This window comes from Corynebacterium sp. ZY180755, assembly GCF_054331495.1.
This window is the reverse complement of record NZ_CM135811.1, coordinates 1,705,006-1,730,250: the sequence shown is the minus strand read 5'-3', so window position 1 is coordinate 1,730,250 and position 25,245 is coordinate 1,705,006. Positions and strand designations below refer to the sequence as shown.

Below are 25,245 nucleotides of genomic sequence, written 5' to 3'. Positions count from 1 at the left end.
CCCAACGTCCCAGTACTTCAGGTTTGTGCGTCAGAGACGATTCACACAAGGTGGATTGCGCTAAGAAAAGTGCGTCGCATGGAATTATTTTTCGCACTATTTTTAGCCTTATTTTGCCCATTTTTAAGCCGTTGGGGGAGGGTGCCCTAACACTTAAGGGCAAGGTAGAGGGGCGTGGTGTTTGCGCATGTCAAACCCTAAAGTTGAGGTTGAGAGTACCGACACGCCGCCAAAAATGTGCCGCACTTTTTCAACTTTTTCACTCATGATTGAAGGCGACAGAAATTGCCGCTTGGATACTGGTCGTTATACCGGCTGCAATTTCCTCTTTTTACGTACTTCCCCAATCTTTACGAAAGGCGAGTCTTTTAATGACTTCCCCAGATAACTACCTCGCCGTTATCAAGGTCGTCGGTGTCGGCGGCGGTGGTGTTAACGCTGTTAACCGAATGATCGAAGAAGGCCTCAAGGGTGTCGAATTCATTGCAGTAAACACCGACTCCCAGGCTCTGATGTTCTCCGACGCAGACGTCAAGCTTGACATCGGCCGCGAAGCCACCCGCGGCCTTGGTGCTGGTGCTAACCCTGAGGTTGGCCGCCAATCAGCAGAAGACCACAAGTCTGAAATCGAAGAGACCCTCAAGGGCGCAGACATGGTCTTCGTTACCGCGGGCGAAGGCGGCGGTACTGGTACTGGCGCAGCCCCAGTAGTTGCTGGCATTGCTAAGAAGATGGGGGCACTCACCGTTGGTGTCGTTACTCGCCCATTCAAGTTCGAGGGCCAGAAGCGTACCCGCCAAGCACTTCAGGGCATCGAGTCTCTGAAGGAAGTCTGTGACACCCTGATCGTTATCCCTAATGACCGCCTCCTGCAGTTGGGCGATGCCTCGCTGACCATGATGAACGCCTTCCGTGCAGCGGATCAGGTACTCCACAACGGTGTGCAGGGTATTACTGACCTGATCACCATCCCTGGCCTCATTAACGTTGACTTCGCGGACGTTCGCTCCGTCATGGCTGACGCTGGCTCTGCGCTCATGGGTGTTGGCTCCGCACGCGGTGACAACCGAGTCATGACCGCAGCTCAGGAAGCAATCAACTCTCCACTGCTGGAGTCCACTATGGAGGGCGCAAAGGGAGTGCTTCTCTCCATTGCTGGTGGCTCTGATCTTGGTCTTCAGGAAGTTAACGATGCCGCCTCCATGGTTGAGGAGAAGGCTGACGAGGACGTTAACCTCATTTTCGGAACCATTTTCGACGACAACTTGGGCGACGAGGTTCGCGTTACCGTCATTGCAACAGGTTTCGACGCCAACAAGAACGCTGCGCCTGCGGCGCAGCCAGCAGCTGAGGAGGCTCGCCCAGAGTCCAACCCAACGCCAGCACCGTCTCAAGACTCTGGCTCACTGTTTGGTAACGATGAGGGCGGCCGTCACCGTCTAGAGGACGAGCGCGACCGCTACGCTGCAGAGCGCGAGCGTGAACTCGACCGCCGCGATTACCGCGACGAGCGTCGCGACTCTCGCGACGGCCGTGGTGGCCTGTTCACCAACCGTGATCGTGATGATCGCCGCGATTCTTACCGCGACAACCGCCGCGGTGGCGTGGACGACCTGGACGTTCCAGACTTTCTGCGCTAGGCCATGACGAATCTCGACGAGCGCCCTGTGCGCAAGGTCTTCACCACCCGCTTCGGTGGTGAGTCCAAGCCACCGTACGAATCCTTCAATCTAGGTGACCATGTTGGGGATGACCCCGCCGCAGTGGCGGCCAACCGCGCGCGGTTGGCCAACGCTGTGGGGTTGAATGGATCCCAGATCGTGTGGATGGAGCAGCTCCACACGAACACGGTGACTGTCGTCGACAAGCCGCAGGCTGAACCGGTGGAGGCCACCGACGCCGTGGTCACCACCCAGCGAGGGCTTGCCCTGGCGGTGGTCGTGGCGGATTGCGTGCCGGTACTACTTTCAGATACCGATGCCGGCGTCATCGCTGCAGTGCATGCTGGCCGCCCGGGCGCCCGAAACGGGATTGTCAAGAAAACTGTGGAAAAGATGGTCGAGCTTGGGGCTACGCCTATCAATATCCACGCCCTACTGGGGCCTGCAGCATCAGGCAAGAACTACGAGGTTCCCCCACAGATGGCCGACGATGTAGAAGCGCATCTGCCGGGCAGCAAAACTAAAACGACCAAGGGAACCACGGGTGTTGATATTCGCGCCGGGTTGGTACGCCAACTACTGAGTCTAGGGGTGCGCTCCATTGATGCGGACCCACGGTGCACTATCGAGTCTAAGGAATTCTTCTCCTACCGTAGGGAAGGTGTCACTGGACGCCAAGCCGGATTGATTTGGCTTCCGGAAAACTAACTAAATAACACGCCGTGTCGAATCTAAAACCCGCTTCATGCAGCACGTATGGTTGGGGAAACGATCACAAAGAAAAGCGTAACAACGGTTAAAATCAGTCACACTTTTCACACAAATTAACTTCCGTTTGCATGTGGCGGGGAACCGGCACGGCGCACCAACACACAAATCTTGAAGGGACGCATCATGTCATTTGTAAAGAAGACGAAAGCATTCTTTGGCCTGGAGCCATTCGAAGGTGGCCCAGACGAGGCATACTTTGACGAGCCACGTTATGACGGCAACGTTGCGTACGCGCCACGCTACGATGAGCCACATAGCTACACCGCAGGCTCCTCCTACGGCCACGACGATGAGCGAAACTACGCTCCAACTATCGTTCCTGTCGTTGTTGAATCTTTCTCCGATGCAACCGCAATTGGCAAGCCGGTTCGCGACGGTGACGCAGTAGTGTTCGACCTCAACAACCTCGGCCACGATGAAGCGAAGCGCATTGTGGACTTCGCAGCTGGCCTGTGTTTTGCCCTGTACTGTGGCATGCAGAAGCTGGACAACGGCATCTTCGCCGTAGTACCAAAGAACTCGACCATTAGCTCTGACGAGCTAAAGCGCGCTGCCGGTCAGATCTAAAGCAATCCCACAGGAAACTTAATTAAAGCCCCGTTCGTTATCTTCCATGTTGCGTCCGTAATCCTTGGAAGGTTTACGGACGGGGCTTTAAGCTTAACCTCAAAAAACAAGAGCTTCTTGGTTAGGAAAACATTTCTATGTCGACAGTTCTAGCGATTGCCTACTGGGCGATTCAGCTATACGTCCTGGCTCTCATTGGCCGCATCCTGGTGGAAATGATCCACGCTTTCTCCCGTAATTTCCGTGCTCCACGCTGGTTTATAGTGATCTCGGAGTTTTTGTTCGTCATCACCGACCCACCAGTTAAGGCGCTGCGCAAGGTTATTCCACCGCTGCAGATGGGTGGGGTAGCGCTGGATTTGAGCGTTCTGGTGCTCTTTTTTGGCCTGCAGGTGCTCCAAATTGTTGTCCGCCTAGCTATGATTTAATTTTTCTACGGTCGCTTTCCTTTAAAACACCTCATACTTTTGGGGTAGGAGGGCGACTTTTCTGCATTCAGAGGGAAAGAAATTTTTCCCTTGTGCGATAGGAAAGTTGCAGCCCTGGGTTTCCAAGAAAAAGGGTTTCATAGGGCCTCTACCAGTGTTAACATCTAGCGTGCAATGCAAAATTGTGCGGACCCAATGACAGTGACAGGGCAGCGTTCCTAGGAAATGGGCCGTAACCTTGTTGGAATGGTTATGGCCTTTCATGTCATACTATGTGTAAGTATCAGATAGTGTTATTAGAGATAGACAAGCGTGTAAACAACAAGAATTCACACGCTGAAAGAATCTTGAAGGGATAAGCTCCATGCCGTTGACTCAGGCAGACGTGCGTAACATCGCTTTTAATAAGCCACCTATTGGCAAGCGCGGCTACGCCGAGGATGAGGTAGATCAGTTCCTCGATCTCATTGAGGAAAGCTTGGAAGAGCTCCAAGATGAGAACGATGACCTCCGCCAGCAGGTTGAGGACCTTACCGCTGAACTGGAGAAGGCTAAGGCCGGTGAGAAGGCTGATAAGCCAACTACCGGTTCCGCACCAGTTGCTGCTGGCACGTCTGTAGACGAGGCCGCAATCCGCAAGGATATCGAGGCGAAGCTGAAGGCTGAGTACGACGCTAAGCTGGCTGACGCCAAGAAGGCGCAAGAAAAGGCTGAGGCTGACGCATCGAAGGCGCGCCAAGAAGCTGAGGACGCTAAGGCTGAGGCTAAGAAGGCTGCAGCTTCCGCTGACGCAAACAACAAGCCACAGGCCGCTGCTGCTGTAGCACCTGCTGCTGCCGGTGCGGCATCCGGTGTCGCCACCGCTGAGACTCACATGCAGGCAGCTAAGGTACTTGGCCTTGCACAGGAGATGGCAGATCGCCTCACCTCCGAGGCACAGTCTGAGTCCAAGTCCATGCTGGATGAGGCACGTGCTGCAGCTGAAAAGCAGATCGCAGACGCAGACCTGAAGTCCAAGGAAACCCTTGAGGATGCGCGAGTTCGCTCTGAGAAGCAGCTGGCTGACGCTGATTACCGCGCCAAGACCCTCGTTTCTGAGGCCGAGAAGAAGTCTGAGCAGACCATCAACGATGCCAACTCTCGCGCCGAGGCCCAGATCAAGCAGGCTGAGGACAAGGCAAACGCTCTGCAGGCAGATGCGGAACGTAAGCACACCGAGATCATGGCTACTGTGAAGCAGCAGCAGACCGCACTTGAGACCCGTATTGCTGAGCTGCGTACCTTCGAGCGCGAGTACCGTACTCGCCTGAAGACTCTTCTGCAGTCCCAGCTGGATGAGCTCGAGTCCCGTGGCACCACTGCTCCAGTCGCTAACGGTGAAGTCGACAACAAGTAACATCACCACCTTGGAAAGGCCAAGCACTATCACGTGCTTGGCCCTTTTCTGTTGCTAGTATTACGCCTGCAACTGAAATAGAATGTGTCCTGTTGCTTGTTCATTCTTTTCCGAAAGGCTCCCTCGCCATGTTGATTCTTGCTATCTTGAGCGCCTTTGTGGGCTTTTTCATGCTGGTGCTGGCGGTCTCAACGGGGGAGACTTTGTGGCTGATGATCCTAGGGGTGGCTGTATTGGTCGGAATTCTTGCTCTCTGGGCAGACACAAAAGCGAAGAAGAAAGCAAAGAAGTAGCGTGATTTGACCCCTGTCGTTATAATCAAACGACAAGGCACTGATCCGGCAATCACCGGGGAGCCGCCGGAAGAACAGGGTAGGAACTCTTAGTAGAACCGGCCGGGTAAGACCGTCATCTCCTTCACCAATGAAGCGGGGCAGGATCATCTGCCCAAGCAGGGTGGTACCGCGCGATTATTGCGTCCCTGCAGCGAAACCAAAAATGCCAGCCCTAATGCTGGCTGGCTTGTGAAGGAGTATCTATTCCATGACTAACGTTGGTGGCGTTTACCCACGCGTTGACATGACTGGCGGATCCAATCGCTTTCCAGACATGGAGCAGGAAGTCCTGTCCTACTGGAAGAACGATGAAACGTTCCAGGCATCTCTGCAGAACCGTTCTGAGGCTGACGAGTATGTGTTCTACGATGGTCCACCGTTTGCTAATGGCTTGCCGCACTACGGCCACCTGCTGACCGGCTACGTCAAGGACATCATCCCTCGCTACCAAACCATGAAGGGCAACCTCGTTGGTCGCGTTTTTGGCTGGGACTGCCACGGTCTGCCCGCTGAGTTGGAGGCTGAAAAGCAGCTAGGCATCAAGGACCGCGCGGAAATCGATTCAATGGGCCTCGAAGCCTTCAACGAGTACTGTGCGAAGTCCGTTCTCGAGTACACCCAAGAGTGGAAAGATTACGTCACTCGCCAAGCACGTTGGGTGGATTTTGACAACGGCTACAAGACTATGGACCAGGACTTCATGGAGTCCGTCATGTGGGCTTTCAAGACGTTGTATGACAAGGGACTGATCTACCAGGGCTTCCGCGTGCTCCCTTACTCTTGGGCTGAGCACACCCCGCTGTCCAACCAGGAAACCCGTCTGGATGATTCTTACAAGATGCGTCAGGACCCAACCCTGACCGTCACATTCCCAGTTACTGGTGCCCTTGAGGGCTCGCCTGCGGCGGAGATCTTTACTAACCACGAAGCTATGGGTCAGGTCTCCCTGCTGGCATGGACTACCACCCCATGGACCCTGCCATCTAACCTTGCGCTAGCGGTAAACCCTGAGGTTGAGTATGCAGCAGTCAAGGTTGGGGCAGGCTCCGCGTTCGAAGGCCAAGTATTCCTGCTGGCGAACAACCTGATCGGTGCATATGCTAAGGAGCTTGGCGAGGATCACCAAGTTCTGTGCACCTTCCCAGGCGAGAAGCTGGTGGGTATCACTTACCAGCCTATCTTCGACTACTTCGCGGACCACGAGAACGCATTCCAAGTCATCGCTGCCGAGTACGTCACCACCGAAGACGGCACCGGTATCGTCCACCAGGCACCTGCCTTCGGTGAGGACGATATGAATACCTGCAAGAACTATGGCATTGAGGTTGTCATCCCAGTTGATCTGGACGGCAAGTTCACCGCGCAAGTTCCAGAATACGAAGGCCAACTGGTCTTTGATGCCAACAAGGACATCATCAAAGACCTGAAGGCAAAGGGGCGCGTTGTCCGCCACCAGACCATTGAGCACTCCTACCCACACTCTTGGCGTTCCGGTGAGCCATTGATCTACATGGCTCTGCCTTCGTGGTTCGTTGAGGTCACCGCCATCCGTGATCGCATGGTTGAGCTCAACCAGGAGATCGACTGGATGCCATCCCACATCCGCGACGGCCAGTTCGGCAAGTGGTTGGAAGGCGCGCGCGATTGGAACATCTCCCGAAACCGCTACTGGGGTTCCCCAATCCCAGTGTGGGTTTCAGATGATGACCGTTACCCACGCGTAGACGTATACGGATCTTTGGAGGAGCTGGAGCGTGACTTTGGCAAGCGCCCTGCGTCCCTTCACCGTCCAGACATCGATGAGCTGACTCGCCCTAACCCAGACGACCCAACCGGCAAGTCCACCATGCGCCGTGTTCCAGAGGTGCTGGATTGTTGGTTCGAGTCCGGCTCGATGCCGTTCGCACAGAAGCACTACCCGTTCGAGAACAAGGAGTGGTTCGATACCCACTCCCCAGCAGACTTCATCGTGGAGTACTCCGGCCAGACCCGTGGCTGGTTCTACACCTTGCATGTCCTAGCTACCGCCTTGTTTGATCGCCCAGCCTTCAAGAAGGTTGTCGCTCACGGTATCGTGCTCGGTGATGACGGACTGAAGATGTCCAAGTCTAAGGGCAATTACCCTAATGTGAACGAGGTCTTTGATCGCGATGGCTCTGATGCCATGCGCTGGTTCCTCATGAGCTCCCCAATTTTGCGCGGCGGTAACCTGATTGTCACCGAGCAGGGCATCCGCGAGGGCGTGCGCCAGGCGCTGCTGCCAATGTGGAACGCGTACAGCTTCCTGAATCTGTACTCATCCAAGGAAGCCACCTGGTCAACCGAGTCTACCGACGTGCTCGACCGCTACATCTTGGCGAAGCTACACGATCTGGTTGCTAACGTGAACGAGGCACTGGACAACACTGATATCGCTAAGGCCTGTGACGAGGTCCGCTGGTTCGCTGACGCCCTGACCAACTGGTACGTGCGCCGCTCCCGCGATCGATTCTGGGCAGGCGATGATAAGTGCCCAGAGGCCTTCAACACCCTCTACACCGTGTTGGAGACCCTGACCCGCGTCACCGCGCCTTTGCTGCCAATGGTCTCCGAGGTTATCTGGCGTGGTCTTACCGGTGAGCGCTCCGTACACTTGGCGGACTTCCCTAAAGCTGAGGACTTCCCGGCGGATCCTGAGCTGGTTCGCACCATGGATGAGATCCGTGGCGTCTGCTCCGCAACCTCGTCCATCCGTAAGGCTCACAAGCTGCGCAACCGCTTGCCATTGCCAAACCTCACGGTGGCGTTGCCTGACTCTGAGCGCTTGACTGAGTTCACCTCCATCATCCGTGACGAGGTCAACGTGAAGGACGTTGAGCTGACCTCGGATGTGGATTCCGTTGGTAAGTTCGAGGTTGTTGTCAATGCCAAGCTTGCTGGTCCTCGCTTAGGAAAGGATGTTCAGCGAGTAATCAAGGCTGTCAAGACTGGCAACTACGAGCGTAAGGACGATGGCACCGTTGTAGCTGACGGCGTTGTGCTTAACGACGGCGAGTACACCGAACGCCTCGTGGCTGCAAACCCTGAGTCCACCGCTCAGATCGATGGCGTGGATGGACTGGTTGTCCTCGACATGAACGTCACCGAGGATCTCGAGGCTGAGGGCTGGGCAGCGGACGTCGTCCGTGGCCTACAGGACGCCCGTAAGGCTTCTGATTTCGAAGTTTCCGACAGAATCAGCGCGACGGTCTACGTTCCAGCAGATAAGCAGGAGTGGGCAGACCGCCACGCTGACTACATCGCTGGCGAGGTGCTGGCAACCTCCTTCACGGTCCTCACTGAGGGCGAAGGAGCGCACAAGGTAGTCACCGGCGTTACTGCTGATGTAGCGAAGGCATAATAGCCACCGCCGAACCCACGCACGAACCGTGCGTGGGTTTTCGCATGTTCGGCCAAAGCTTAGCTACCCTTAGTAACTATGCAGCGCTGGGTTCTTCACATCGATATGGATGCTTTTTATGCGTCCTGTGAGCAGCTCACCCGGCCTACTTTGCGTGGGCGCCCCGTGCTCGTGGGTGGCGTTAGCGGTAGGGGAGTAGTTGCCGGCGCATCGTATGAGGCCCGAAAGCTGGGAGCAAAATCAGCCATGCCTATGTTCATGGCCAAGAAGATGATCGGATTCCGTGGCGTGGTAGTGGCACCTCGGTTTCCCATCTACAAAACGGCCTCACGCAGGGTGTTCAAAATTTTGAACGAGGTAGCTGGAGTGGTGGAGCAAGTATCCGTTGACGAGGGGTTCATGGAGCCACCAGAACTTCAAGGGGCGAGCCCGGAGGAAGTAAACGAGTGGGCACAAGAACTCCGCGCAAGGATCCGCGAGGAAACCGGCCTTCCTTCCTCCGTGGGCGCGGGTGCGGGCAAGCAGTTCGCGAAGATCGGTTCCGGCCTAGCTAAACCTGATGGCGTGTTCGTTGCACCATCGGATAAACACGAGGAGATTTTTCACCCTCTCAAGGTGGGGGAGCTGTGGGGCGTGGGCCCCGTAACTGCTCAGAAGCTGGCACAGATTGGTGTTGAGACCATTGGTGACTTGGCCCATCTCAGCGAGAAGGAGATAGATATAACGTTGGGTGCTACCGTTGGTCGTCCACTCTGGATGATGGCCCGCGGGGTGGACAACCGGGAGGTGGCGCCACGTGCTATCGCAAAGCAAATCTCTGCTGAACACACCTACCCTCAGGATCTCAGAACTAAGGATGAAGTTGACGCGGCTATCGATCGTGCAGCGCGGGGCGCGCACAAGCGCTTGCTTGTCGACGGTCGCGGCGCCCGCACTATCTCCGTGAAGCTGCGCATGGCGGATTTCCACATCGAATCGCGTTCCATTACCTTGCCGTATGCCACTAGTGAATTCGATACGCTGAAGGCTTCCGCCATGTCACTGGCTCGTTACCCTGATGAGTTGGGCCCTATCCGCTTGGTGGGTGTGGGGTTTTCTGGATTAGAAGTGGCCCGACAAGATGTGCTGTTTCCGGAGTTAGACCTCAAGGTGCGCCGAGTGGAGAAGGAAAAAGACGATGACTTCGAGGTAGGCGTGCGCAGCGTTAGCAGCACAGAATCCGCCGTAGAACATACCGACGACCCCCTTGCGACGATGACCAGTTATCAGGGCAGGTTCCGTGTGACCCAGGACGTCGAACACCCAGAATTTGGCCACGGCTGGGTCCAAGGAATGGGACATGGCAAGGTTACCGTGCGGTTTGAAACTCGAACCACTCTAAAGTCTGCGGTCAAGACATTTGACATCGATGACAATGAACTCACTGCCGCTAGTCCGCTTGGTAGCTTGGATTGGGATCTCAGTGAGGAAGAAATTGCATACGGCGAGGCATCGGAGAAGAAGTAGGATTCCGTGCCAGCGCCTGTAGCCGTAGCACCTTGTGGTGTTACGGCTGTTGTGTGTTTTTGGGTGGGGTTATCCGAAGATTTTTCTGCTGGCTCCGAGCATGGCGAGTGGGTGTTGGTTTCGTCGATCCGGTAACCCGTAGGCTGATACCCAGTAGGCAAAGGGTCCGCGTTTTTCTATGTGGCCGTGGATGTTGTTCCACCAGTCATCATCGTTGATCCCGTTGTGGTAGGCGCATAGTGGCACCAAATTCTTGATGTTGGTGTCGCCACCGTTTTTCCACGCCACTACGTGGTGGAGTTGGCAGTCATCGAACGCCACTGTGCATCCTGGTGCTACGCAGGTGGGGTTTTCCGCGAACGCCGCTAGGCGTTGTTTCTGGTTGGCGAACCGTTGTGTGCGGAACATGTTGAGGGTGCCTTCTTCTTCATCCACAAGGGCAACCAGGCCGTAGTCTGCTAGTAGGCGTTCTAGGTATTCTTTATCCGTTAGGACGGTGCCGTCAGAACACACCACTTTAATGCCGTCACCTTTACCGCGGATGATCTTGGCGTGTTCTTCAACGGGGACGACTACTAGTGGTGTGTAACCGCCTTGGGGCACGTGAGCGTCGCCGCGAAGGAGTTCGGCGAAGGCTTCACCCCGGGCTTGGTCCTTGGTCAGGTCCTTATCCGCCTCCATGAGTGTTGTCACGGTTTCTGTGAGGCTGCGGTTGATGTCGGCGAGTTGTGCTTGGGGTGCGGTGAAATACATGGTGCCCATGCCGTCTGCACCACGCACAATACGCATTGCTGTTTCTCTCTTAGCGGGTGGTTGTTTAAGTTCTTTTACGCGCTTGAGGGCGAGTGTGTTGATCACCGCGGCAGGGCGTTTCTTGTTGGTGAGTTCGCGCCAGAGTACCCATTGTTCGCGTTCAGTGGTGAGTTTTTCTACGTGTGCGCGGATCATGGTGAGCACGGATAAGGAGAACCCGTGGGTGATGGCTGCTTCCAGTGTTTTGCGTTGTTGCATGGTGTACCGAGTCTTGCCATACAACCAGGAGGCGGTGCCGATGAGTTCTTTCGCGTCGCGTGGGGAGATGGTGTCGAACTCCCAGTGTTTGCGGCCGTGGAATGCGCGCAGCACAACAGCACCGCTTCCCATGGCGGTGAGGTAATCCTGGAGTGCTGCGTGATCATCGGTCATGGCATCAACCGTAAACCCGAACACACGGCCAACAAAGGGAATGCACCGAAAACCGGCGATTCTGTGGATATCCCCCGAGGTTTCATCCCGAGGCGCCATGGGAGCCTGTGGATAAAGTGCAAAGAGAAAGCCCTCGCTCCTTATTGAGCGAGGGCTTGGGCCTAAGGCCTTTAGAACAGCGTGGCTGGGTGAACACCCGAGGCGATGGAAATGGCGAGCATGACGCGGGCTTGGCCCGCGCGGAAGTAGGTAGATCCGATAGCTCCCTTGGCAGCAAGAGTAGCGCCGCCTCCAGCACCGCCGTAAGAACCGTGGACGTCACCGCGTGGAACGCGGGTGGTGACCACAACAGGGATGCCCTTGTCTAGGGCATCGGAGACACCAGCCGCCAAAGCGGTACCGATGTTGCCCGCCCCCATGGCCTCGATAACGAGGCCCTGTGCGCCTGCCGCGATGGCGGCGTCGATAAGCGTGCGGGACGCGCCTGGGTAGGCTGGGATGATTTCGACATTGATGTCTGCGAGCGGGTGAAAGACGACGGGATCGGCACGCAGTGGTTCTTCGGGGCCGTTGGTTGCGAAAGCAAGTGTGTCGGTCGTGTGCCACTTGACGCAGCCACGGGCCGGTATGACGGCGCGACCAAATACAATGAGGCATCCAATACCGCGGGCGGAAGTGTCGGAGGCGATCATGCACGCTTCGAACAGGTTCTGGAATCCGTCTGACTCTGGGTGGTCGAAAGACAGCTGAGAGCCGGTGAAAACTACTGGGCGATCATCATGGTGGAAGGTGTCCACCGCGATCGCAGTCTCCTCCATGGAGTCAGTGCCATGAGTAACCACCACGCCAAGGACCTCTGGATCCTCCAGCGCGTCATGGCAGGCGGTAACAATTTCATCGATGTCTGCGAAAGTCATGGAAGAGGAATCAAGCCTGTTGATTTCACGGACTTCAATGTTTAACGTGCCCTCAAATCGCTCTGCGACCGGAGCGATCAACTGCTCGCCTTGAACGGTGGGGATCAACGCTCCATCGGGATCGGTGGTACAGGAGATTGTGCCACCGGTGGTGAGAACGACGATTTTCTTGAGGTTTTCGCCCTGCGTTTCTTCAGAATTCATGTACCTAGATTGCCACACTAAAGGGTCGTTTTTGTACTTTTAGTCCCCGCGCCCGTCGAGCGCAGCACGAGCACCGAGAACGCGGATCGAATGCCCGAAGATACGCTGGGGTGATGTGGCGTTTAGCACTATAGAGCTGCGGCGCGCATCCTCAAGGCGTATTTGTGAGTATGCTGTGTGCAATGTTCATTCTTAGGGTTTTAAGTATATGTGTGCTGGAGTAGTAAACCGCTAGCCTGCGCCCTGATAATAGTGGTCTCAGTGACACCATGCTCTAGAATGGTTCCGAATGAAAGTAGCGAGTGATCAATACTTGTGAAGCAGTAAAAGAGGAGAAGAATGTCAGTCAAACTTTCTAAGTTGGTAACCGCAGCCGCTGCTGCGACCGTTGCGCTCACCCTGACCGCATGTTCCAGCGACGATGAGAGCTCCAATGACGGCGCAACTACCACTGAGGAATCCGCAGCAGTAGCTAACTCCGACGCACCTGCTCCTCTGCCATCCGCTGAGGAACTCAACGGTGTACTGGCCAAAGCCACGGATCCAAAGGCTTCCGTAGAGGAAAAGGTTAAGACCGTTCAGGGTGGTGAAACTGCGCCAGAGCTGTTTGAGGTAATGACTGCTTCCAAGGCTGAGTCCGGAGCTGACTTCCAAGTTGTTCAGCCTATCCTTCCTGGCTACTCCAATGATTCCGTTCTGGCTACAGTTAACTTCACCCTGCCGGATCAGGCACCAGAACCAGCGAACAACGTTGAATTCGTATTCGAAGACGGCGTATGGAAGCTGTCCCGTTCTTGGGCTTGTACCCTGATCACCAACACCGTTACCCCTGAGCAAGTTCCAGCAATGTGTAGTGAGGATACCGCTGCTCCGGCTCCTGCAGCTCCGGCTGCCCCTGCGCCAGAGGGCGCACCTGCTGCTCCAGCAGCTCCGGCTGCTCCTGCAGCGCCTGCTTCCTAAAGCCTGTGGCTGTAAGCTTTACAACAATGAAAATCCTTGGGGTAAGCACCCCGAGGATTTTTTCGCATCAGGCCGGTTTCGAACATTTTGCGCGCGTGGCGGGGTAAGTTGAAATTGTGTTTCGTCGAGTAGTTTCTTCCATTGCCGCCGTGGCGCTGTTAGCAACCGCGGTTCCAGCCGCCCCCGCTGTAGCTCAACTGCCACGTATTCCAGCCGTGCCAACGTCGTCTGATCCTCTAGACACTCCTCAGGCACGCAAGGTGATTAATTATGCCTGGAAGGCGATCCCTAAGAATGTGCGCAACCAGATTAAACTGCCGCCAGGAAGCTCGCAGTACATTGACCGGCCTGCAGCCAAGAAGCCAAAGGCTAAGGCGCCGGTGAATTTTCAGCCTGTTATTGATCGCGCGGTGGCGCGATTTGGTGGCACGGCCGCCATTGCTTTCTCCGACGGTAAAACGTTTAGGGTGTGGGGCGATGACGCGCCACATTACTCGTATTCCACGGTGAAGGTGCCTATTTCCGTAGCTGCACTGCGTCACAACCGTGCCAACATGGGTAAAGTTCGCGCTGCCATCACCTACTCAGATAACGCGGCGGCCACGACGATGCGCAGTTCCGTCCCCGCAGGCAGTGTTGATCGCGTGGTGAACGAGGCTGGTTCACGCACGGCTGCCCCAGTAACGGGTTGGTGGGGTAACACGCCATGGTCTACCTCCCAGCAGGCCAAGTTTGTGGCTAATTTACCGTGCGTGGCAGGTGCCAAGGCGGTTGTTGATTTGATGGGCCAGGTTGTCCCTGAGCAGCGGTGGGGCGTTGGCCGTATTCCAGGCGCCAAAATCAAGGGTGGTTGGGCTCCACGCGACGGTCGCTGGATGTTTCGGCAGATGGCCCGCATTCCAACCAAACACGGTGTAGTTGCAGTGGCCCTGACAGCACGCCCTGGTTCGGGCGGCTACGGCGACGCACAGGCAATGATCAACATGTTGGCGGATGGAATCAGCCAGCAGCTATCTGCAATTCCAGCAGCTACCTGCCAAGGGTAAAAGCTAAAAGACAAAGCCCGGTGAGCACAGGAGGTGTGTGCTCACCGGGCCTTGGTATGTGTTGTTACTTGTAGGTCACCTTGGTGGTGGAGTCTTGTACCACGCGGGTGGAGGTGTTGTTCTCACCGTAGACCACGCGGGTGGTGTAGTGAATGGATCCGGCTACTGGGATTGGCTTGGAGAGGTTTACCGTAACCTTGCCCTCGCTGGTGGTGTTTGCGTTGAGGACCTGGAGGGTCTTTTCTTCCTCTCCTTCGGTGAAGGGGATAGCACCCATGGAAGGCCGCTGGGAGATTGAGACGTCCAACTCGACGTTATCTCCATCAATAGCGGAGACCGTGTAAGTGACTGTCTGCAGCATGGTGGAGGCGCCGGAGGTTCGGTTATCCACGGTCCAGGATCCGCCCACTCCTACTGGCTCGGTAGGGAAAATAACAAAGGTGGGAACCATACCCGTGAATACCGATTCCACGGTGGCGCGGCCTTCGTCTGAGGCCTGTGTTGGGGCGGCAAAGTTTACGGAGGAGATCTGACCGTTATTATTGGCAAACCAGCCGAAGCGGAATCCCCGTACTGATTCCAATTCCTGGTTCACCTGTGGCTCCTCAGCGATTGCATCGCCTAGTTTTACGGTGACGGATCGCTGGGAATCAGAGTTGGTAGGTTCTGCAGTTTCGGCTTCCATTGGGGCTGTGATTCCCATCAAGTCCTCCGCGAGGGTGGGAGTGTTCTCAACCGCTGCGCCTTCTAGAACCTCTTGGGTCATGCCTGTTGCGTACTCCACGGTAACGTTCTGTGCCTCAGCGCCGAGGTCCTTGTATTCCAGCAGCACTGGGTCGGCGCCGGCTTCTACCACCGTGACGCGCGCGGGATCCACTGACGCACCAACGGGCTGGTCAACGGGCACACTTGGTTCACTGGAACAGCCCGCGAGCAGGAGGGCGGCGGTGGCGGATACGGCGGCAAAGGAAAGGCGGGAGAAGTTTTTCACGCCCTAAAGACTACCGGTTGGGTGTGTGGGGTTGGTAGTTTGTGCGGAACTTTTGGAATGATAGATACCGTGACTGAAGCAGTGAGGAAACGAAAAGGACAATTCGTATCGTTGATGGCAGCGATCATCGTGGTCGTTGCCATCATTGATCAGCTGACCAAAATCCTGATGCTGAACATTCTCAAGGATGGCCCCATCTATGTGATCGGAGATTGGTTTCGTTTCCGCCTGCTGTTCAACCCCGGCGCGGCGTTTTCCATGGGAGAGAACTCCACGTGGTTGTTTACCTGCATTCAGATTGCGTTTGTGGTGGGTATTTCGATTGCCGCACCGCGTATTGAACACCGGATTACCGCGGTCGGTTTGGCGCTGATTGCTGGTGGTGCGTTGGGCAATTTGATTGATCGTTTGTTTCGCGCGCCGGAGTTTTTTGTAGGGCACGTGGTGGATTTCATTTCCGTGGGTGATTTTGCGGTGTTCAATATCGCGGATTCAGCGATCACTTGCGGCGTGGCAGTCTTTATCATCGGCATGCTGTTGGAGGAACGAGAGGAGCGTAAGAATGCGTGAGCAGCGGATGCTTCCGGTTCCTGAGGGGCTTGCTGGCATGCGTGTCGACGCCGCCCTGACCAAGCTTTTGGGCGTTTCCCGCACGGTTGCGGCGGAACTCGCGCTCAATGGTGACGTGACTATCGACGGCAAGACGGTGGGCAAGTCAGATCGTCTCTCTGAAGGCGACTGGTTGGATGTGACCCTTCCGGAGCCGGAGGCTCCGTTGGTTCCTAAAGAGGAGCTGGTCGAGGGCATGGAGATCCTGTACTCCGATGATGACGTGATTGCTGTCGACAAGCCGGTGGGCGTAGCTGCGCACCCTACCGTTGGCTGGGACGGCCCTACGGTGGTGGGCGGCCTTGCGGCCGCAGGTTTCCGCATTTCTACCTCCGGCCCCCCGGAGCGCAAAGGCATCGTGCAGCGCCTGGACGTGGGCACGTCTGGCGTGATGGTAGTGGCGGCGTCGGAACGCGCTTACACGGTTCTTAAGCGTGCGTTCAAGGAACGAACCGTATCCAAAACCTATCATGCGCTGGTGCAAGGGCACATGGATCCGCTACAGGGAACCATTGAGGCACCCATTGGCAGGCACCCATCAGCGGGGTGGCGCTTCGCTGTGACCTCGGATGGTAAGCACGCGGTGACCCACTACGAAACCATCGAGGCCTTTGCGGAGGCATCGTTGCTGGAGATTCACCTGGAGACCGGCCGCACGCACCAGATCCGCGTGCACACATCCGCTATGAAACATCCGTGCATTGGTGATCCCATGTACGGCACGTCTGCGAACAAGATAAATGAGAAACTCGGCCTAACCCGTCAGTGGCTGCATGCGGTGTCCTTGGGGTTCCACCATCCGGCCGACGGTCGCTGGATGGAGATCACCTCACCGTATCCAGCAGATCTGCAGCATGCACTCGACGTGTTGCGCCAGGGATAGATAATGGATCGCGTTGACAAAACTCGTTACGCAGTTGCGCTGGTGGCGGTGTTGGCGATCATTGGCCTGATTATGGTTATGGCTCAATCCGATCGCACCTCCAAGCCCATGGCTATCAACGGTGACCAGTTGGGCATGGATTCCTCTGAGTCCGTGGATGACTACCTGGCCCGTGCCTCCGCTTCCGTGGCGAACGCTGGCGCTCCTGCCTATGCGCTGGTGACATTCCAACGAGCCTTGAGCCCTCAGGCCGCTGGGTTTTTGCTAGACCATGCCGATCTTGACCGCGTGGGTGCTGCGCTGACTGATCGATACCTGCCGATTGCCCTGCCGGAACCCACCCAGGGCCTTGGCCGAGCAGATGTGCTCGAACAACAGCTGAGAAACAATGGGGATCCTGCACACATTGAGGCCGTCGTTGTTCGTGATGACGGCGAGACACTGCGCGCGCTGGCCCAAGCAGACGGTGTCTTCGCGGTTGAAGCTCTTCCGGCTGACGCTGCGTGGGGCCGTTTTGGCATTCGCCCAGTGTTTCGGGGCTAAGCTGCAGCCTCTGGGTGTTCGCTGCGTGTTCGGCTGATGCGGCGAAAGCGTCGGCGTGTTAGGACAACGTCTGCGATGTACAGGGCCACGGATATCCAAATAATGACAAAGCCCAGCCACCGAACGGGTTCTAACTGTTCTTCGAACAAGAACACGGCCATGAGCATCTGAATTGTGGGCGTTAGATACTGCATGATCCCGATGGTGGACAGCGGAATCACTTTGGTGGCCATGCCAAAGAAAATCAGTGGCAGAGCAGTCACTAATCCCGCGGACATTAACAACAGGGAGTGGGACACTGAGATGTGCCCGAAAGTGCCAACGCCTCGCGCCTCCAGATAGAGCAAATATCCTAGCGCCACTGGTAGCACAACGAGCGTTTCCGCTGTGAGGGAAGCGGTGGCGGAGAGCCTAATGCGCTTTTTCACTAGCCCATAGAAACCAAAGGAAAACGCCAGTGACAACGCCAAGAATGGGAAGTTTCCGCCAACGAAGGTCAACACGAGGACCGCAATTCCGGCCAACGCCACGGATGCTGCCTGCAGCCTGCTCAGACTCTCACCAAGGAAGATAACTCCCAAAAGGACACTCACGAGTGGATTGATGAAGTAGCCCAGCGCAGCCTCAGCGACGTGCCCGTTATTGACAGACCACACGTACACCAGCCAGTTCACCGCGACCAGCACGCCGGCAAGCGCAACGAGCATCCACTCTTTTGCTGTGCATTGCTTAACTTCTTTCCACTTGCGGGTCAGCATCACCACCAGAACCATAAACACAGCGGTCCACACGATCCGGTGTCCGATAATCTCCACTGGCGTGGAAGGCTCAAGCAGTGGGAAGAAAAGCGGGAACACACCCCACATCAAATAGGCGAGCAGACAATACAGCATCCACTCATGCTAAACCCCCGCGCCCATGCAGGAGAAATGTATCAGCTAATCAGTGAAAAATTATTCCTGAACTGCGCTATCGTGCGGATGGCGGCGAAGGTGGCCACATGTGATCAATGCCCTGACATGCGTACGTGCGAAGGGACTATGTGGTGCTCTAGACTCTGTGGGCATGGCGAAAAAATCTTCCTTTGTTCATCTGCATAACCACACCGAGTATTCGATGCTGGACGGCATGGCAAAGGTGGACATGCTGTCAGCGGAAGTGGCCCGCCAAGGCATGCCCGCTGTGGGCATGACAGACCACGGCAACATGTATGGATCTGATGCCTTCTACAGAGCCATGAAAGCCGCTGGGGTCAAGCCGATCATTGGTATTGAGACCTACATGGCGCCCGAGTCCCGTTTTAACAAAAAGCGCATCCGCTGGGGTGACCCGCACCAGAAGGGCGATGACGTCTCTGGTGGCGGAGCCTACCTTCACCAGACCATGTTGGCGGAAACCGTCGAGGGTCTGCACAACCTGTTCTACCTCTCATCCATGGCATCCTACGAGGGGCAGTTGGGTAAGTATCCCCGCATGGACGCGGAGCTAATCGCTGAACACGCCACCGGCATCATCGCTACCACCGGTTGCCCATCAGGTGATGTGCAAACCCGCCTGCGCCTAGGCCAGTTTGATGAGGCGCTCGAGGCCGCCGCAATGTGGCAGGATATCTACGGCAAGGACAATTACTTCCTTGAGCTGATGGATCACGGACTTGAGATTGAAAACCGCGTGCGCAGCGAGCTGTTGGAGATCGGCCGCAAACTCGACCTGCCACCACTGGTAACTAATGACTGCCACTATGTCCTAGAGTCCCAAGCGAAAGCACACGAGGCGATGTTGTGCGTTCAGACCGGTAAGACCCTGTCTGATCCGGACCGCTTCAAGTTCGACGGCACGGGTTACTACATCAAAACCGCAGAGCAAATGCGCGAGCTGTGGGATGATATCGTCCCCGACGGTTGTGATAACACGCTGCTGATCGCTGAGCGCGTGCAGGACTACAGCGAGATTTGGGAGCCACACCCACACGACCGCATGCCTATCGCAGACGTACCGGAAGGGTACACGCCTACCACGTGGCTGCGCGAGGAAGTAATGCGTGGCCTGCAGGATCGTTTCCCCGGAGCTGAGGTTCCACAGGAATACATCGAGCGCGCCAACTTCGAGATCGACGTCATTGACATGAAGGGCTACCCGTCCTACTTCCTCATCGTGGCGGAGCTCATCAAGCACGCGCGATCCATCGGCATCCGCGTAGGACCAGGCCGTGGTTCGGCGGCGGGCGCACTGGTGGCGTATGCGCTGACCATTACCAACATCGACCCCATTGAACACGGCCTTCTGTTCGAGAGGTTCCTGAACCCAGAGCGACCATCTGCGCCGGATATTGATATCGACTTTGACGATCGTCGCCGTGGCGAAATGATCCGCTACGCCTCCGACCGCTGGGGCGCAGACAAGATCGCCCAGGTGATTACCTTCGGTACGGTCAAGACCAAGCAAGCTCTGAAAGACTCTGCGCGCGTGCAGTACGGCCAGCCGGGCTACCAGATCGCGGACCGCATCACCAAAGCCCTGCCACCTGCCATCATGGCCAAGGACATTCCGCTGTCCGGCATTATGGACCCAGACCATGCCCGCTACCACGAGGCAGGCGAAGTCCGTGCGCTGATTGAGCAGGACCCAGATGTCAACAAAATCTATGAGACCGCTCGTGGCCTGGAAGGCGTTGTCCGACAGGCAGGCGTGCATGCCTGTGCGGTGATTATGGCCTCTGTGCCACTATTGGACTGCATCCCTATGTGGAAGCGTCCTGCTGATGGTGCACTGATCACGGGCTGGCCGTATCCGGCATGTGAGGAAATCGGCCTTCTGAAGATGGACTTCCTGGGTCTTAGAAACCTCACTGTGATCGGTGACGCGCTGGAAAACATCAAGATCAACCGCAACGAAGAATTCAATCTCGAAGCGCTCGATACTGATGACCCTAAGGTGTACGAGCTGCTGTCACGCGGCGAGACACTGGGTGTGTTCCAGCTGGACTCTGGTGGCATGCAGGAGCTGCTCAAGCGCATGCAGCCAACGGGCTTTAACGATATTGTCGCGTCGCTGGCGCTGTATCGTCCTGGACCAATGGGCGTGAACGCGCACATGGACTACGCGGATCGTAAGAATGGCCGCAAACCAATTGTGCCTATCCACCCTGAGCTGGAGGAGGTCCTCCAAGACATTCTCGACGAGACCTACGGCTTGATCGTCTACCAGGAGCAGATCATGGCGATCTCTCGTAAGGTGGCTAACTACACCGCTGGTGAAGCAGACGGCTTCCGTAAAGCGATGGGCAAGAAGAAGCCCGAAGTGCTGGCCAAGGAATTTGAGAAGTTCTGGGGTGGCATGAAGGCCAACGGTTACTCCCGTGATGCCTGTGACACTCTGTGGGGCGTCATCGAGCCGTTCGCGTCCTACGCGTTCAACAAGTCTCACGCGGCAGGCTACGGTTTGGTGTCCTACTGGACTGCTTACCTCAAGGCGAACTACACCGCCGAGTACATGGCGGCGCTACTCACCTCCGTGGCTGACCGCAAGGACAAGTCTGCCATCTACCTATCGGACTGCCGCCACTTGGGTATTTCTGTGCTCTCGCCGGACGTGAATGAGTCCCTGTACAACTTCCTGCCAGTCGGAAAAGATATCCGCTTTGGACTAGGCGCTGTGCGAAATGTGGGTGAGGACGTGGTCAATTCCATCGTTGAAGCCCGCGAAAGCAAGGGCCTGTTCAAGGACTTCTCCGACTACCTAGACAAGATTGATACCGTTGCCTGCAACAAGCGTGTGACGGATTCCTTGATCAAGGCGGGCGCGTTTGACTCCATGGGCCACCCACGCAAGGGCTTAGTTCTCGTGGCAGAGGACGCAGTGGACGCCGTCATATCCACCAAGAAGGCCGCAGACAAGGGCCAGTTTGATCTGTTCGCGGGCTTTGGTGGGGAAGAGTCCCCCGTGGACAACGTCTTTGCCGTCCAGGTTCCCGACGCGGAGTTTGACCGCAAGCAGCAGTTGGCGCTCGAGCGCGACATGATTGGTCTTTACGTCTCCGGCCACCCGTTGGACGGATTCGAGGAAGCCCTCGATGCGCAGACTGATACCCCGCTCACCACCATCTTGTCGGGCGAGCTTCGCAATGGTGCGGAGGTGACCATCGGTGGAATTATCTCCGGCGTGGACCGCCGCGTGTCCAAGAAGGATGGCTCGCCATGGGCGATCGTTACCATTGAGGATCACCACGGCGCGTCCGTGGAACTTCTGGTCTTTGCTAAGGTCTACTCCTTGGTGGCGCAGCACATTGTGGAGGACAATATCATCGTGGCCAAAGCGCACGTGTCCATCCGCGATGAGCGCATGAGTCTGTTTTGTGATTTCCTCGATCCCGCTGAGCTTGGCCCCGGCAACGGTGCTGGCCTGCCGCTGCGCCTGACCATGCGCACTGAGCAGTGCACCAAGCCAAATATTGCCAAGCTTAAAGAAGTGCTACTGCGCAACAAGGGCGAATCGGATGTGTACCTCAACCTCGTCTGTGGTGAGGAAACCTCCATGATGATCTTGGGCGACCATTTGCGCGTAAATAAGTCCGCTAGCCTGATGGGGGACCTTAAGGCCACCATGGGGCCGGGTATTCTCGGTTAAAAAGTGAACCTCAGGCACTCTTGACGCTCACACGTCGAGGGTGCCTGAGGCATTGGGTCTTAATGTATTCGGACGCTCTGGTAAGACAGGGCCCCTTTGCCAAAGGGATTGTACCTGCCCCGCACCCTGCGTCAGCTTATCGACGCCCAGCCGAACCCAAGCAGTGAGATCATCAAGGCCACCGAGGCACGTCTCACCGCGTTGCACAGGGAGGTCATTCGGCTTAAGACCGCACTGTTTACGGACCGGCTCGCAGAAACCGAAAGTAGGAAGGACGCGCTGCGCACAGAATTTGGACGCCTCTAGGGTGCCGAGAAGGCGGCCTTAGTGCGTTGGGGGACGGTTGAGTTTTTGGCGAGCTCCTCAATTGCGGAAGCCACGCCTGCTAAGAAATCGCTGGCAGGATAGGAGCCGAAAACTGTGAGGGGAGTAGGTCTCATCCGCTTGACACTGCGCCTCACGGCCTAGGGATTCGGCATTCAGCGAGCATCTCCAGCGGATTCTGATCAGGCCTATATTTCTTACAACTGCACAGGCTAAGCGCGAACTATCCCATTGGGTGAGATGATTTCTCCCCCATTTGTTTCACCTCGTAGAAACACGTTAGGTGCTTTGTACGGGTTTGCAGACTAAGATGTGTGCTCATGAATAATCGCGTAAATGTAGAGCAGAATGTAGCTAGTGACTTTGAAGTTCACGCTTCCGATATTCAGGTGGCACAGGCCCGAATTTCTGCCTACATTGCGCCCACCCCGTTGCAGTACTGCCCGCGCCTGTCTGAGATCACAGGTGCTGAGGTGTATCTGAAGCGTGAGGATTTGCAGGACGTGCGTTCCTACAAGATCCGTGGCGCCGTGAACGCAATCTCCCAGCTCTCCCCAGAGCAGCGCGAGGCGGGCATCGTGGCGGCGTCGGCAGGCAACCACGCCCAGGGCGTGGCCTTCGCGTGCCGCTCCATGGGCATTGACGGCCGGATCTACGTTCCGGCGGCAACGCCGAAGCAAAAGCGCGACCGCATCTTGGTGCACGGCGGTGATCGCGTGGAGCTGGTGGTTACTGGAGCCAGCTTTGACGAGGCCAACGCCGCGGCACACGCCGACGCGGACAAGACCGGCGCCACCATGGTGGAGCCTTTCGACGCCCGCGAGACCGTGATCGGCCAGGGTACCGTGGCCGCAGAAATCCTTTCCCAGCTGTCCAGCATGGGCAAGTCCTTGGACACCATCGTGGTGCCCGTCGGCGGCGGTGGATTGCTGTCCGGAAACCTGAGTTACTTGGCTGATATGTCCCCGCGCACTGCTGTGGTGGGCGTCGAGCCGCAAGGCGCGCCAAGCATGCGCGAGGCGCTCAAGGCCGGAGGCCCCGTCACGTTGGAGACGGTGGACAGCTTCGTGGACGGCGCGGCGGTGAAGCGCCTTGGCACCATTAACTACGCGATCATCGAGCGCCACCAGGGGCGCCTGCACAACATTGAAGTCTCCGAGGGGTCTGTCTGCACGGAGATGCTGGATTTGTACCAGAACGAGGGCATTATCGCTGAGCCAGCCGGCGCTTTGAGCGTGGCTGGGCTCAAGGAACTCAAGCTACAGCCAGGCTCTGTGGTGGTCTGCATCATTTCCGGCGGCAACAATGATGTGTTGCGTTACTCCGAGATCATGGAGCGATCCCTCGTCCACCGCGGTCTGAAACACTACTTCCTCGTGGGCTTCCCGCAAGAGCCGGGTGCGCTGCGCCACTTCCTCAATGAGATCTTGGGTCCGGATGATGACATCACTCTATTCGAGTACCTCAAGCGCAACAACCGCGAAACCGGAACCGCGCTGGTGGGTCTGCAGCTAGGCAAGGCTGAAGATTTGGCAGGACTACTGGAACGCATGGAATCCTCTCGCATCGACTGCCGCCGCCTAGAGCCAGAGACAGCCGAATACCAGTACCTGGTGCGCAACTAACGCATGGGCAACCAAACCAGTTACGCGCGCCCGCGTGCAGGCGTGCGCTTTCAGCACGACCTAGAGATCAAGCGCTCCAAGTTTCTTACCTTCATCAAGCGTGCAACCACCGAGGAGCAAGCCCGCGAGTTGATCGCTGAGCTCAAACGCGAGTATCCCGACGCCCGCCACCATTGCAGTGCTTTCATCCTGCACGTAGAGGGCTCTAATCCTATTGAACGCTCCAATGATGACGGGGAGCCGTCAGGCACCGCGGGCACCCCAATGCTGGATGTGCTCCGCGGCAGCGGAATCCTCGACATCGTAGCCGTCACAGTGCGTTACTTCGGTGGCATCAAGCTGGGCGCGGGTGGGCTCGTCCACGCTTACTCTGACTCCGTTTCCCAGGCTCTCGAAGTCGTAGAGACCGTCACGCGTTCGCGCAAGGAGCTATACACGGTGGACCTCTCCCACGCAGATGCCGGAAGGATTGAGGCAGACATGCGCGCTCGTGGCATCGATGTAGTGGACACTGCCTACGGTCAGCAGGTGACCTACACCCTCGCGGTGGATCCTGGGGAACGTGCTCAATTGGAGGATACTGTCGCCGTACTAACAGCCGGCGCAGCGCAGGTTAAAGAGGCTGGGATTAATTGGGTAGAATAAGCCACTATGACAATGCAACCTCGCCCTCGTAACCCGATTGAACAGCGTAAGCAAGACGTCCGCAAGTACACCCGCAACGCAGCCATCTGCGCTGGCGGTGGTGTAGTAGGCGGGGCCTTACTGTCAATCATTGCCGGGTCATTCTCATGGTTAATTCTTGGATTGGTCATTGCCGTTGCTGGCGGCGGCTATTACTGGTCCAAGGTTCAAAAGATTGTGAACCACAAGGACAACTACTAAGGCTATGAGCCAGCACAACATTGTCGATCAGTCCACTGGTCCCGTACGTATTGACGCGTGGGTATGGGCTGTTCGGCTGATGAAAACCCGTAGTCTAGCGGCAGAGGGCTGCAAGGCTGGCCACGTCAAACTCAACGGCCAAGCTGTTAAGCCGTCTCAGCAAGTGGTTCCAGGAGACCGAGTACGGGTGTGGGTCGACCACCATGAACGAGATGTTGAAGTGGTGGCCACCATTCGCAAGCGTGTGGGCGCAGCCATTGCGCGCACTTGCTACGTGGACCACTCGCCGCCACCTCCGCCCAAAGAAATCCTCATGTCCATGCCACGGCGTGACCGTGGTGCAGGCCGCCCTACAAAGAAGGAGCGGCGCGAAATCGACCGTCTGCAGGGCCGGCGCCGTTAGC

Annotated in this window: 23 protein-coding genes; 19 read left to right on the top strand and 4 right to left on the bottom strand. The window is 56.7% G+C overall.

Annotation, left to right across the window (positions count from 1 at the left end):
- The first annotated feature begins 371 nt into the window (after positions 1 to 371).
- The 8 genes from ftsZ (at position 372) to ACXM2N_RS07890 (ending at position 10,043) form a co-directional block, all read left to right on the top strand.
- Positions 372 to 1,640 carry a cell division protein FtsZ gene (gene ftsZ, locus ACXM2N_RS07925; protein ID WP_458487570.1) on the top strand — a complete coding sequence of 423 codons (1,269 nt, stop codon included), beginning with the start codon at positions 372 to 374 and terminating at the stop codon, positions 1,638 to 1,640.
- Positions 1,641 to 1,643: 3 nt separating this feature from the next.
- Complete coding sequence (gene pgeF, locus ACXM2N_RS07920) at positions 1,644 to 2,369, top strand: peptidoglycan editing factor PgeF (RefSeq protein WP_458487568.1); 726 nt, start codon at positions 1,644 to 1,646, stop codon at positions 2,367 to 2,369.
- Between the two features lie 186 nt (positions 2,370 to 2,555).
- Positions 2,556 to 2,999: a cell division protein SepF gene (locus tag ACXM2N_RS07915; RefSeq protein ID WP_458487566.1), complete on the top strand. Its 444-nt coding sequence runs from the start codon at positions 2,556 to 2,558 to the stop codon at positions 2,997 to 2,999.
- A 137-nt stretch (positions 3,000 to 3,136) separates the two neighbouring features.
- A complete protein-coding gene (locus tag ACXM2N_RS07910) occupies positions 3,137 to 3,427 on the top strand; it encodes a YggT family protein (RefSeq protein ID WP_458487564.1) in 291 nt (96 codons plus the stop codon).
- Positions 3,428 to 3,791: 364 nt separating this feature from the next.
- Entirely contained in the window at positions 3,792 to 4,823 is a 1,032-nt protein-coding gene (locus ACXM2N_RS07905) for a DivIVA domain-containing protein (protein ID WP_458487562.1), read from the top strand.
- A gap of 128 nt (positions 4,824 to 4,951) precedes the next feature.
- Positions 4,952 to 5,116 (top strand): hypothetical protein, encoded by a 165-nt coding sequence (locus ACXM2N_RS07900; protein ID WP_458487560.1) that lies wholly within the window; start codon positions 4,952 to 4,954, stop codon positions 5,114 to 5,116.
- Between the two features lie 250 nt (positions 5,117 to 5,366).
- Positions 5,367 to 8,537 carry an isoleucine--tRNA ligase gene (ileS, locus tag ACXM2N_RS07895; protein WP_458487558.1) on the top strand — a complete coding sequence of 1,057 codons (3,171 nt, stop codon included), beginning with the start codon at positions 5,367 to 5,369 and terminating at the stop codon, positions 8,535 to 8,537.
- Positions 8,538 to 8,615: 78 nt separating this feature from the next.
- The gene (locus ACXM2N_RS07890) at positions 8,616 to 10,043 is read left to right on the top strand and encodes a DNA polymerase IV (protein ID WP_458487556.1); all 1,428 of its coding nucleotides are present in this window, start codon (positions 8,616 to 8,618) and stop codon (positions 10,041 to 10,043) included.
- Positions 10,044 to 10,112: 69 nt separating this feature from the next.
- Here the strand turns inward: ACXM2N_RS07890 and ACXM2N_RS07885 are convergent, their stop codons facing one another.
- Together ACXM2N_RS07885 and ACXM2N_RS07880 are read right to left on the bottom strand one after the other, a co-directional pair.
- Positions 10,113 to 11,228: an HNH endonuclease signature motif containing protein gene (locus ACXM2N_RS07885; RefSeq protein ID WP_458487554.1), complete on the bottom strand. Its 1,116-nt coding sequence runs from the start codon at positions 11,226 to 11,228 to the stop codon at positions 10,113 to 10,115.
- A gap of 170 nt (positions 11,229 to 11,398) precedes the next feature.
- Positions 11,399 to 12,349 (bottom strand): asparaginase, encoded by a 951-nt coding sequence (locus ACXM2N_RS07880; RefSeq protein WP_458487552.1) that lies wholly within the window; start codon positions 12,347 to 12,349, stop codon positions 11,399 to 11,401.
- A 339-nt stretch (positions 12,350 to 12,688) separates the two neighbouring features.
- Between ACXM2N_RS07880 and ACXM2N_RS07875 the strand changes: the two genes are divergently transcribed.
- Entirely contained in the window at positions 12,689 to 13,309 is a 621-nt protein-coding gene (locus ACXM2N_RS07875) for a hypothetical protein (RefSeq protein ID WP_458487550.1), read from the top strand.
- A 116-nt stretch (positions 13,310 to 13,425) separates the two neighbouring features.
- Positions 13,426 to 14,355, top strand: coding sequence for a hypothetical protein (locus ACXM2N_RS07870; RefSeq protein WP_458487548.1), 930 nt, complete (start codon positions 13,426 to 13,428; stop codon positions 14,353 to 14,355).
- A gap of 64 nt (positions 14,356 to 14,419) precedes the next feature.
- Here ACXM2N_RS07870 and ACXM2N_RS07865 read toward each other — a convergent pair whose 3' ends face one another.
- Complete coding sequence (locus tag ACXM2N_RS07865; protein WP_458487546.1) at positions 14,420 to 15,346, bottom strand: DUF6263 family protein; 927 nt, start codon at positions 15,344 to 15,346, stop codon at positions 14,420 to 14,422.
- Positions 15,347 to 15,403: 57 nt separating this feature from the next.
- On the opposite strand from ACXM2N_RS07865, the gene lspA reads away from it, so the two are divergent.
- Genes lspA through ACXM2N_RS07850 form a run of 3 tightly spaced genes read left to right on the top strand, consistent with a single transcriptional unit; the run spans position 15,404 to position 17,381 of the window.
- Positions 15,404 to 15,916: a signal peptidase II gene (gene lspA, locus ACXM2N_RS07860; protein ID WP_458487544.1), complete on the top strand. Its 513-nt coding sequence runs from the start codon at positions 15,404 to 15,406 to the stop codon at positions 15,914 to 15,916.
- Positions 15,909 to 16,838: an RluA family pseudouridine synthase gene (locus ACXM2N_RS07855; RefSeq protein WP_458487542.1), complete on the top strand. Its 930-nt coding sequence runs from the start codon at positions 15,909 to 15,911 to the stop codon at positions 16,836 to 16,838. Before lspA ends, ACXM2N_RS07855 begins: the two co-directional genes overlap by 8 nt.
- 3 nt (positions 16,839 to 16,841) lie before the next feature.
- The gene (locus ACXM2N_RS07850; protein WP_458487540.1) at positions 16,842 to 17,381 is read left to right on the top strand and encodes a hypothetical protein; all 540 of its coding nucleotides are present in this window, start codon (positions 16,842 to 16,844) and stop codon (positions 17,379 to 17,381) included.
- On the opposite strand, the gene rarD is transcribed toward ACXM2N_RS07850, so the two are convergent.
- On the bottom strand, positions 17,378 to 18,274 hold the full coding sequence (gene rarD, locus ACXM2N_RS07845) for an EamA family transporter RarD (protein WP_458487538.1): 897 nt from the start codon (positions 18,272 to 18,274) through the stop codon (positions 17,378 to 17,380). The genes ACXM2N_RS07850 and rarD overlap by 4 nt on opposite strands.
- A gap of 172 nt (positions 18,275 to 18,446) precedes the next feature.
- Between rarD and dnaE the strand changes: the two genes are divergently transcribed.
- The 6 genes from dnaE (at position 18,447) to ACXM2N_RS07815 (ending at position 25,244) form a co-directional block, all read left to right on the top strand.
- Complete coding sequence (gene dnaE / locus ACXM2N_RS07840; RefSeq protein WP_458487536.1) at positions 18,447 to 22,007, top strand: DNA polymerase III subunit alpha; 3,561 nt, start codon at positions 18,447 to 18,449, stop codon at positions 22,005 to 22,007.
- A gap of 96 nt (positions 22,008 to 22,103) precedes the next feature.
- Positions 22,104 to 22,313, top strand: coding sequence for a hypothetical protein (locus tag ACXM2N_RS07835; protein ID WP_458487534.1), 210 nt, complete (start codon positions 22,104 to 22,106; stop codon positions 22,311 to 22,313).
- A 338-nt stretch (positions 22,314 to 22,651) separates the two neighbouring features.
- Positions 22,652 to 23,956 carry a threonine ammonia-lyase IlvA gene (ilvA, locus tag ACXM2N_RS07830; RefSeq protein WP_458487532.1) on the top strand — a complete coding sequence of 435 codons (1,305 nt, stop codon included), beginning with the start codon at positions 22,652 to 22,654 and terminating at the stop codon, positions 23,954 to 23,956.
- Between the two features lie 3 nt (positions 23,957 to 23,959).
- On the top strand, positions 23,960 to 24,601 hold the full coding sequence (locus ACXM2N_RS07825) for a YigZ family protein (protein ID WP_458487530.1): 642 nt from the start codon (positions 23,960 to 23,962) through the stop codon (positions 24,599 to 24,601).
- A gap of 6 nt (positions 24,602 to 24,607) precedes the next feature.
- Positions 24,608 to 24,841: a hypothetical protein gene (locus ACXM2N_RS07820; RefSeq protein ID WP_458487528.1), complete on the top strand. Its 234-nt coding sequence runs from the start codon at positions 24,608 to 24,610 to the stop codon at positions 24,839 to 24,841.
- A gap of 4 nt (positions 24,842 to 24,845) precedes the next feature.
- Positions 24,846 to 25,244, top strand: coding sequence for an RNA-binding S4 domain-containing protein (locus tag ACXM2N_RS07815; protein ID WP_458487526.1), 399 nt, complete (start codon positions 24,846 to 24,848; stop codon positions 25,242 to 25,244).
- The last annotated feature ends 1 nt before the right edge of the window (position 25,245 follow it).

Excerpts from the sequence above, each read along its gene's own strand:
- ACXM2N_RS07915 (WP_458487566.1), top strand. The coding sequence starts at position 2,556 with ATGTCATTTGTAAAGAAGACGAAAGCATTCTTTGGCCTGGAGCCATTC.
- ACXM2N_RS07910 (WP_458487564.1), top strand. The coding sequence starts at position 3,137 with ATGTCGACAGTTCTAGCGATTGCCTACTGGGCGATTCAGCTATACGTC.
- ACXM2N_RS07815 (WP_458487526.1), top strand. The coding sequence starts at position 24,846 with ATGAGCCAGCACAACATTGTCGATCAGTCCACTGGTCCCGTACGTATT.
- lspA (WP_458487544.1), top strand. The coding sequence starts at position 15,404 with ATGATAGATACCGTGACTGAAGCAGTGAGGAAACGAAAAGGACAATTC.
- ACXM2N_RS07850 (WP_458487540.1), top strand. The coding sequence starts at position 16,842 with ATGGATCGCGTTGACAAAACTCGTTACGCAGTTGCGCTGGTGGCGGTG.
- rarD (WP_458487538.1), bottom strand. The coding sequence starts at position 18,274 with ATGCTGTATTGTCTGCTCGCCTATTTGATGTGGGGTGTGTTCCCGCTT.
- dnaE (WP_458487536.1), top strand. The coding sequence starts at position 18,447 with ATGGCGAAAAAATCTTCCTTTGTTCATCTGCATAACCACACCGAGTAT.
- ACXM2N_RS07855 (WP_458487542.1), top strand. The coding sequence starts at position 15,909 with ATGCGTGAGCAGCGGATGCTTCCGGTTCCTGAGGGGCTTGCTGGCATG.
- ACXM2N_RS07890 (WP_458487556.1), top strand. The coding sequence starts at position 8,616 with ATGCAGCGCTGGGTTCTTCACATCGATATGGATGCTTTTTATGCGTCC.
- ilvA (WP_458487532.1), top strand. The coding sequence starts at position 22,652 with ATGAATAATCGCGTAAATGTAGAGCAGAATGTAGCTAGTGACTTTGAA.
- ACXM2N_RS07880 (WP_458487552.1), bottom strand. The coding sequence starts at position 12,349 with ATGAATTCTGAAGAAACGCAGGGCGAAAACCTCAAGAAAATCGTCGTT.
- ACXM2N_RS07905 (WP_458487562.1), top strand. The coding sequence starts at position 3,792 with ATGCCGTTGACTCAGGCAGACGTGCGTAACATCGCTTTTAATAAGCCA.
- ACXM2N_RS07825 (WP_458487530.1), top strand. The coding sequence starts at position 23,960 with ATGGGCAACCAAACCAGTTACGCGCGCCCGCGTGCAGGCGTGCGCTTT.
- ACXM2N_RS07820 (WP_458487528.1), top strand. The coding sequence starts at position 24,608 with ATGACAATGCAACCTCGCCCTCGTAACCCGATTGAACAGCGTAAGCAA.
- pgeF (WP_458487568.1), top strand. The coding sequence starts at position 1,644 with ATGACGAATCTCGACGAGCGCCCTGTGCGCAAGGTCTTCACCACCCGC.
- ACXM2N_RS07900 (WP_458487560.1), top strand. The coding sequence starts at position 4,952 with ATGTTGATTCTTGCTATCTTGAGCGCCTTTGTGGGCTTTTTCATGCTG.
- ftsZ (WP_458487570.1), top strand. The coding sequence starts at position 372 with ATGACTTCCCCAGATAACTACCTCGCCGTTATCAAGGTCGTCGGTGTC.
- ileS (WP_458487558.1), top strand. The coding sequence starts at position 5,367 with ATGACTAACGTTGGTGGCGTTTACCCACGCGTTGACATGACTGGCGGA.
- ACXM2N_RS07885 (WP_458487554.1), bottom strand. The coding sequence starts at position 11,228 with ATGACCGATGATCACGCAGCACTCCAGGATTACCTCACCGCCATGGGA.
- ACXM2N_RS07875 (WP_458487550.1), top strand. The coding sequence starts at position 12,689 with ATGTCAGTCAAACTTTCTAAGTTGGTAACCGCAGCCGCTGCTGCGACC.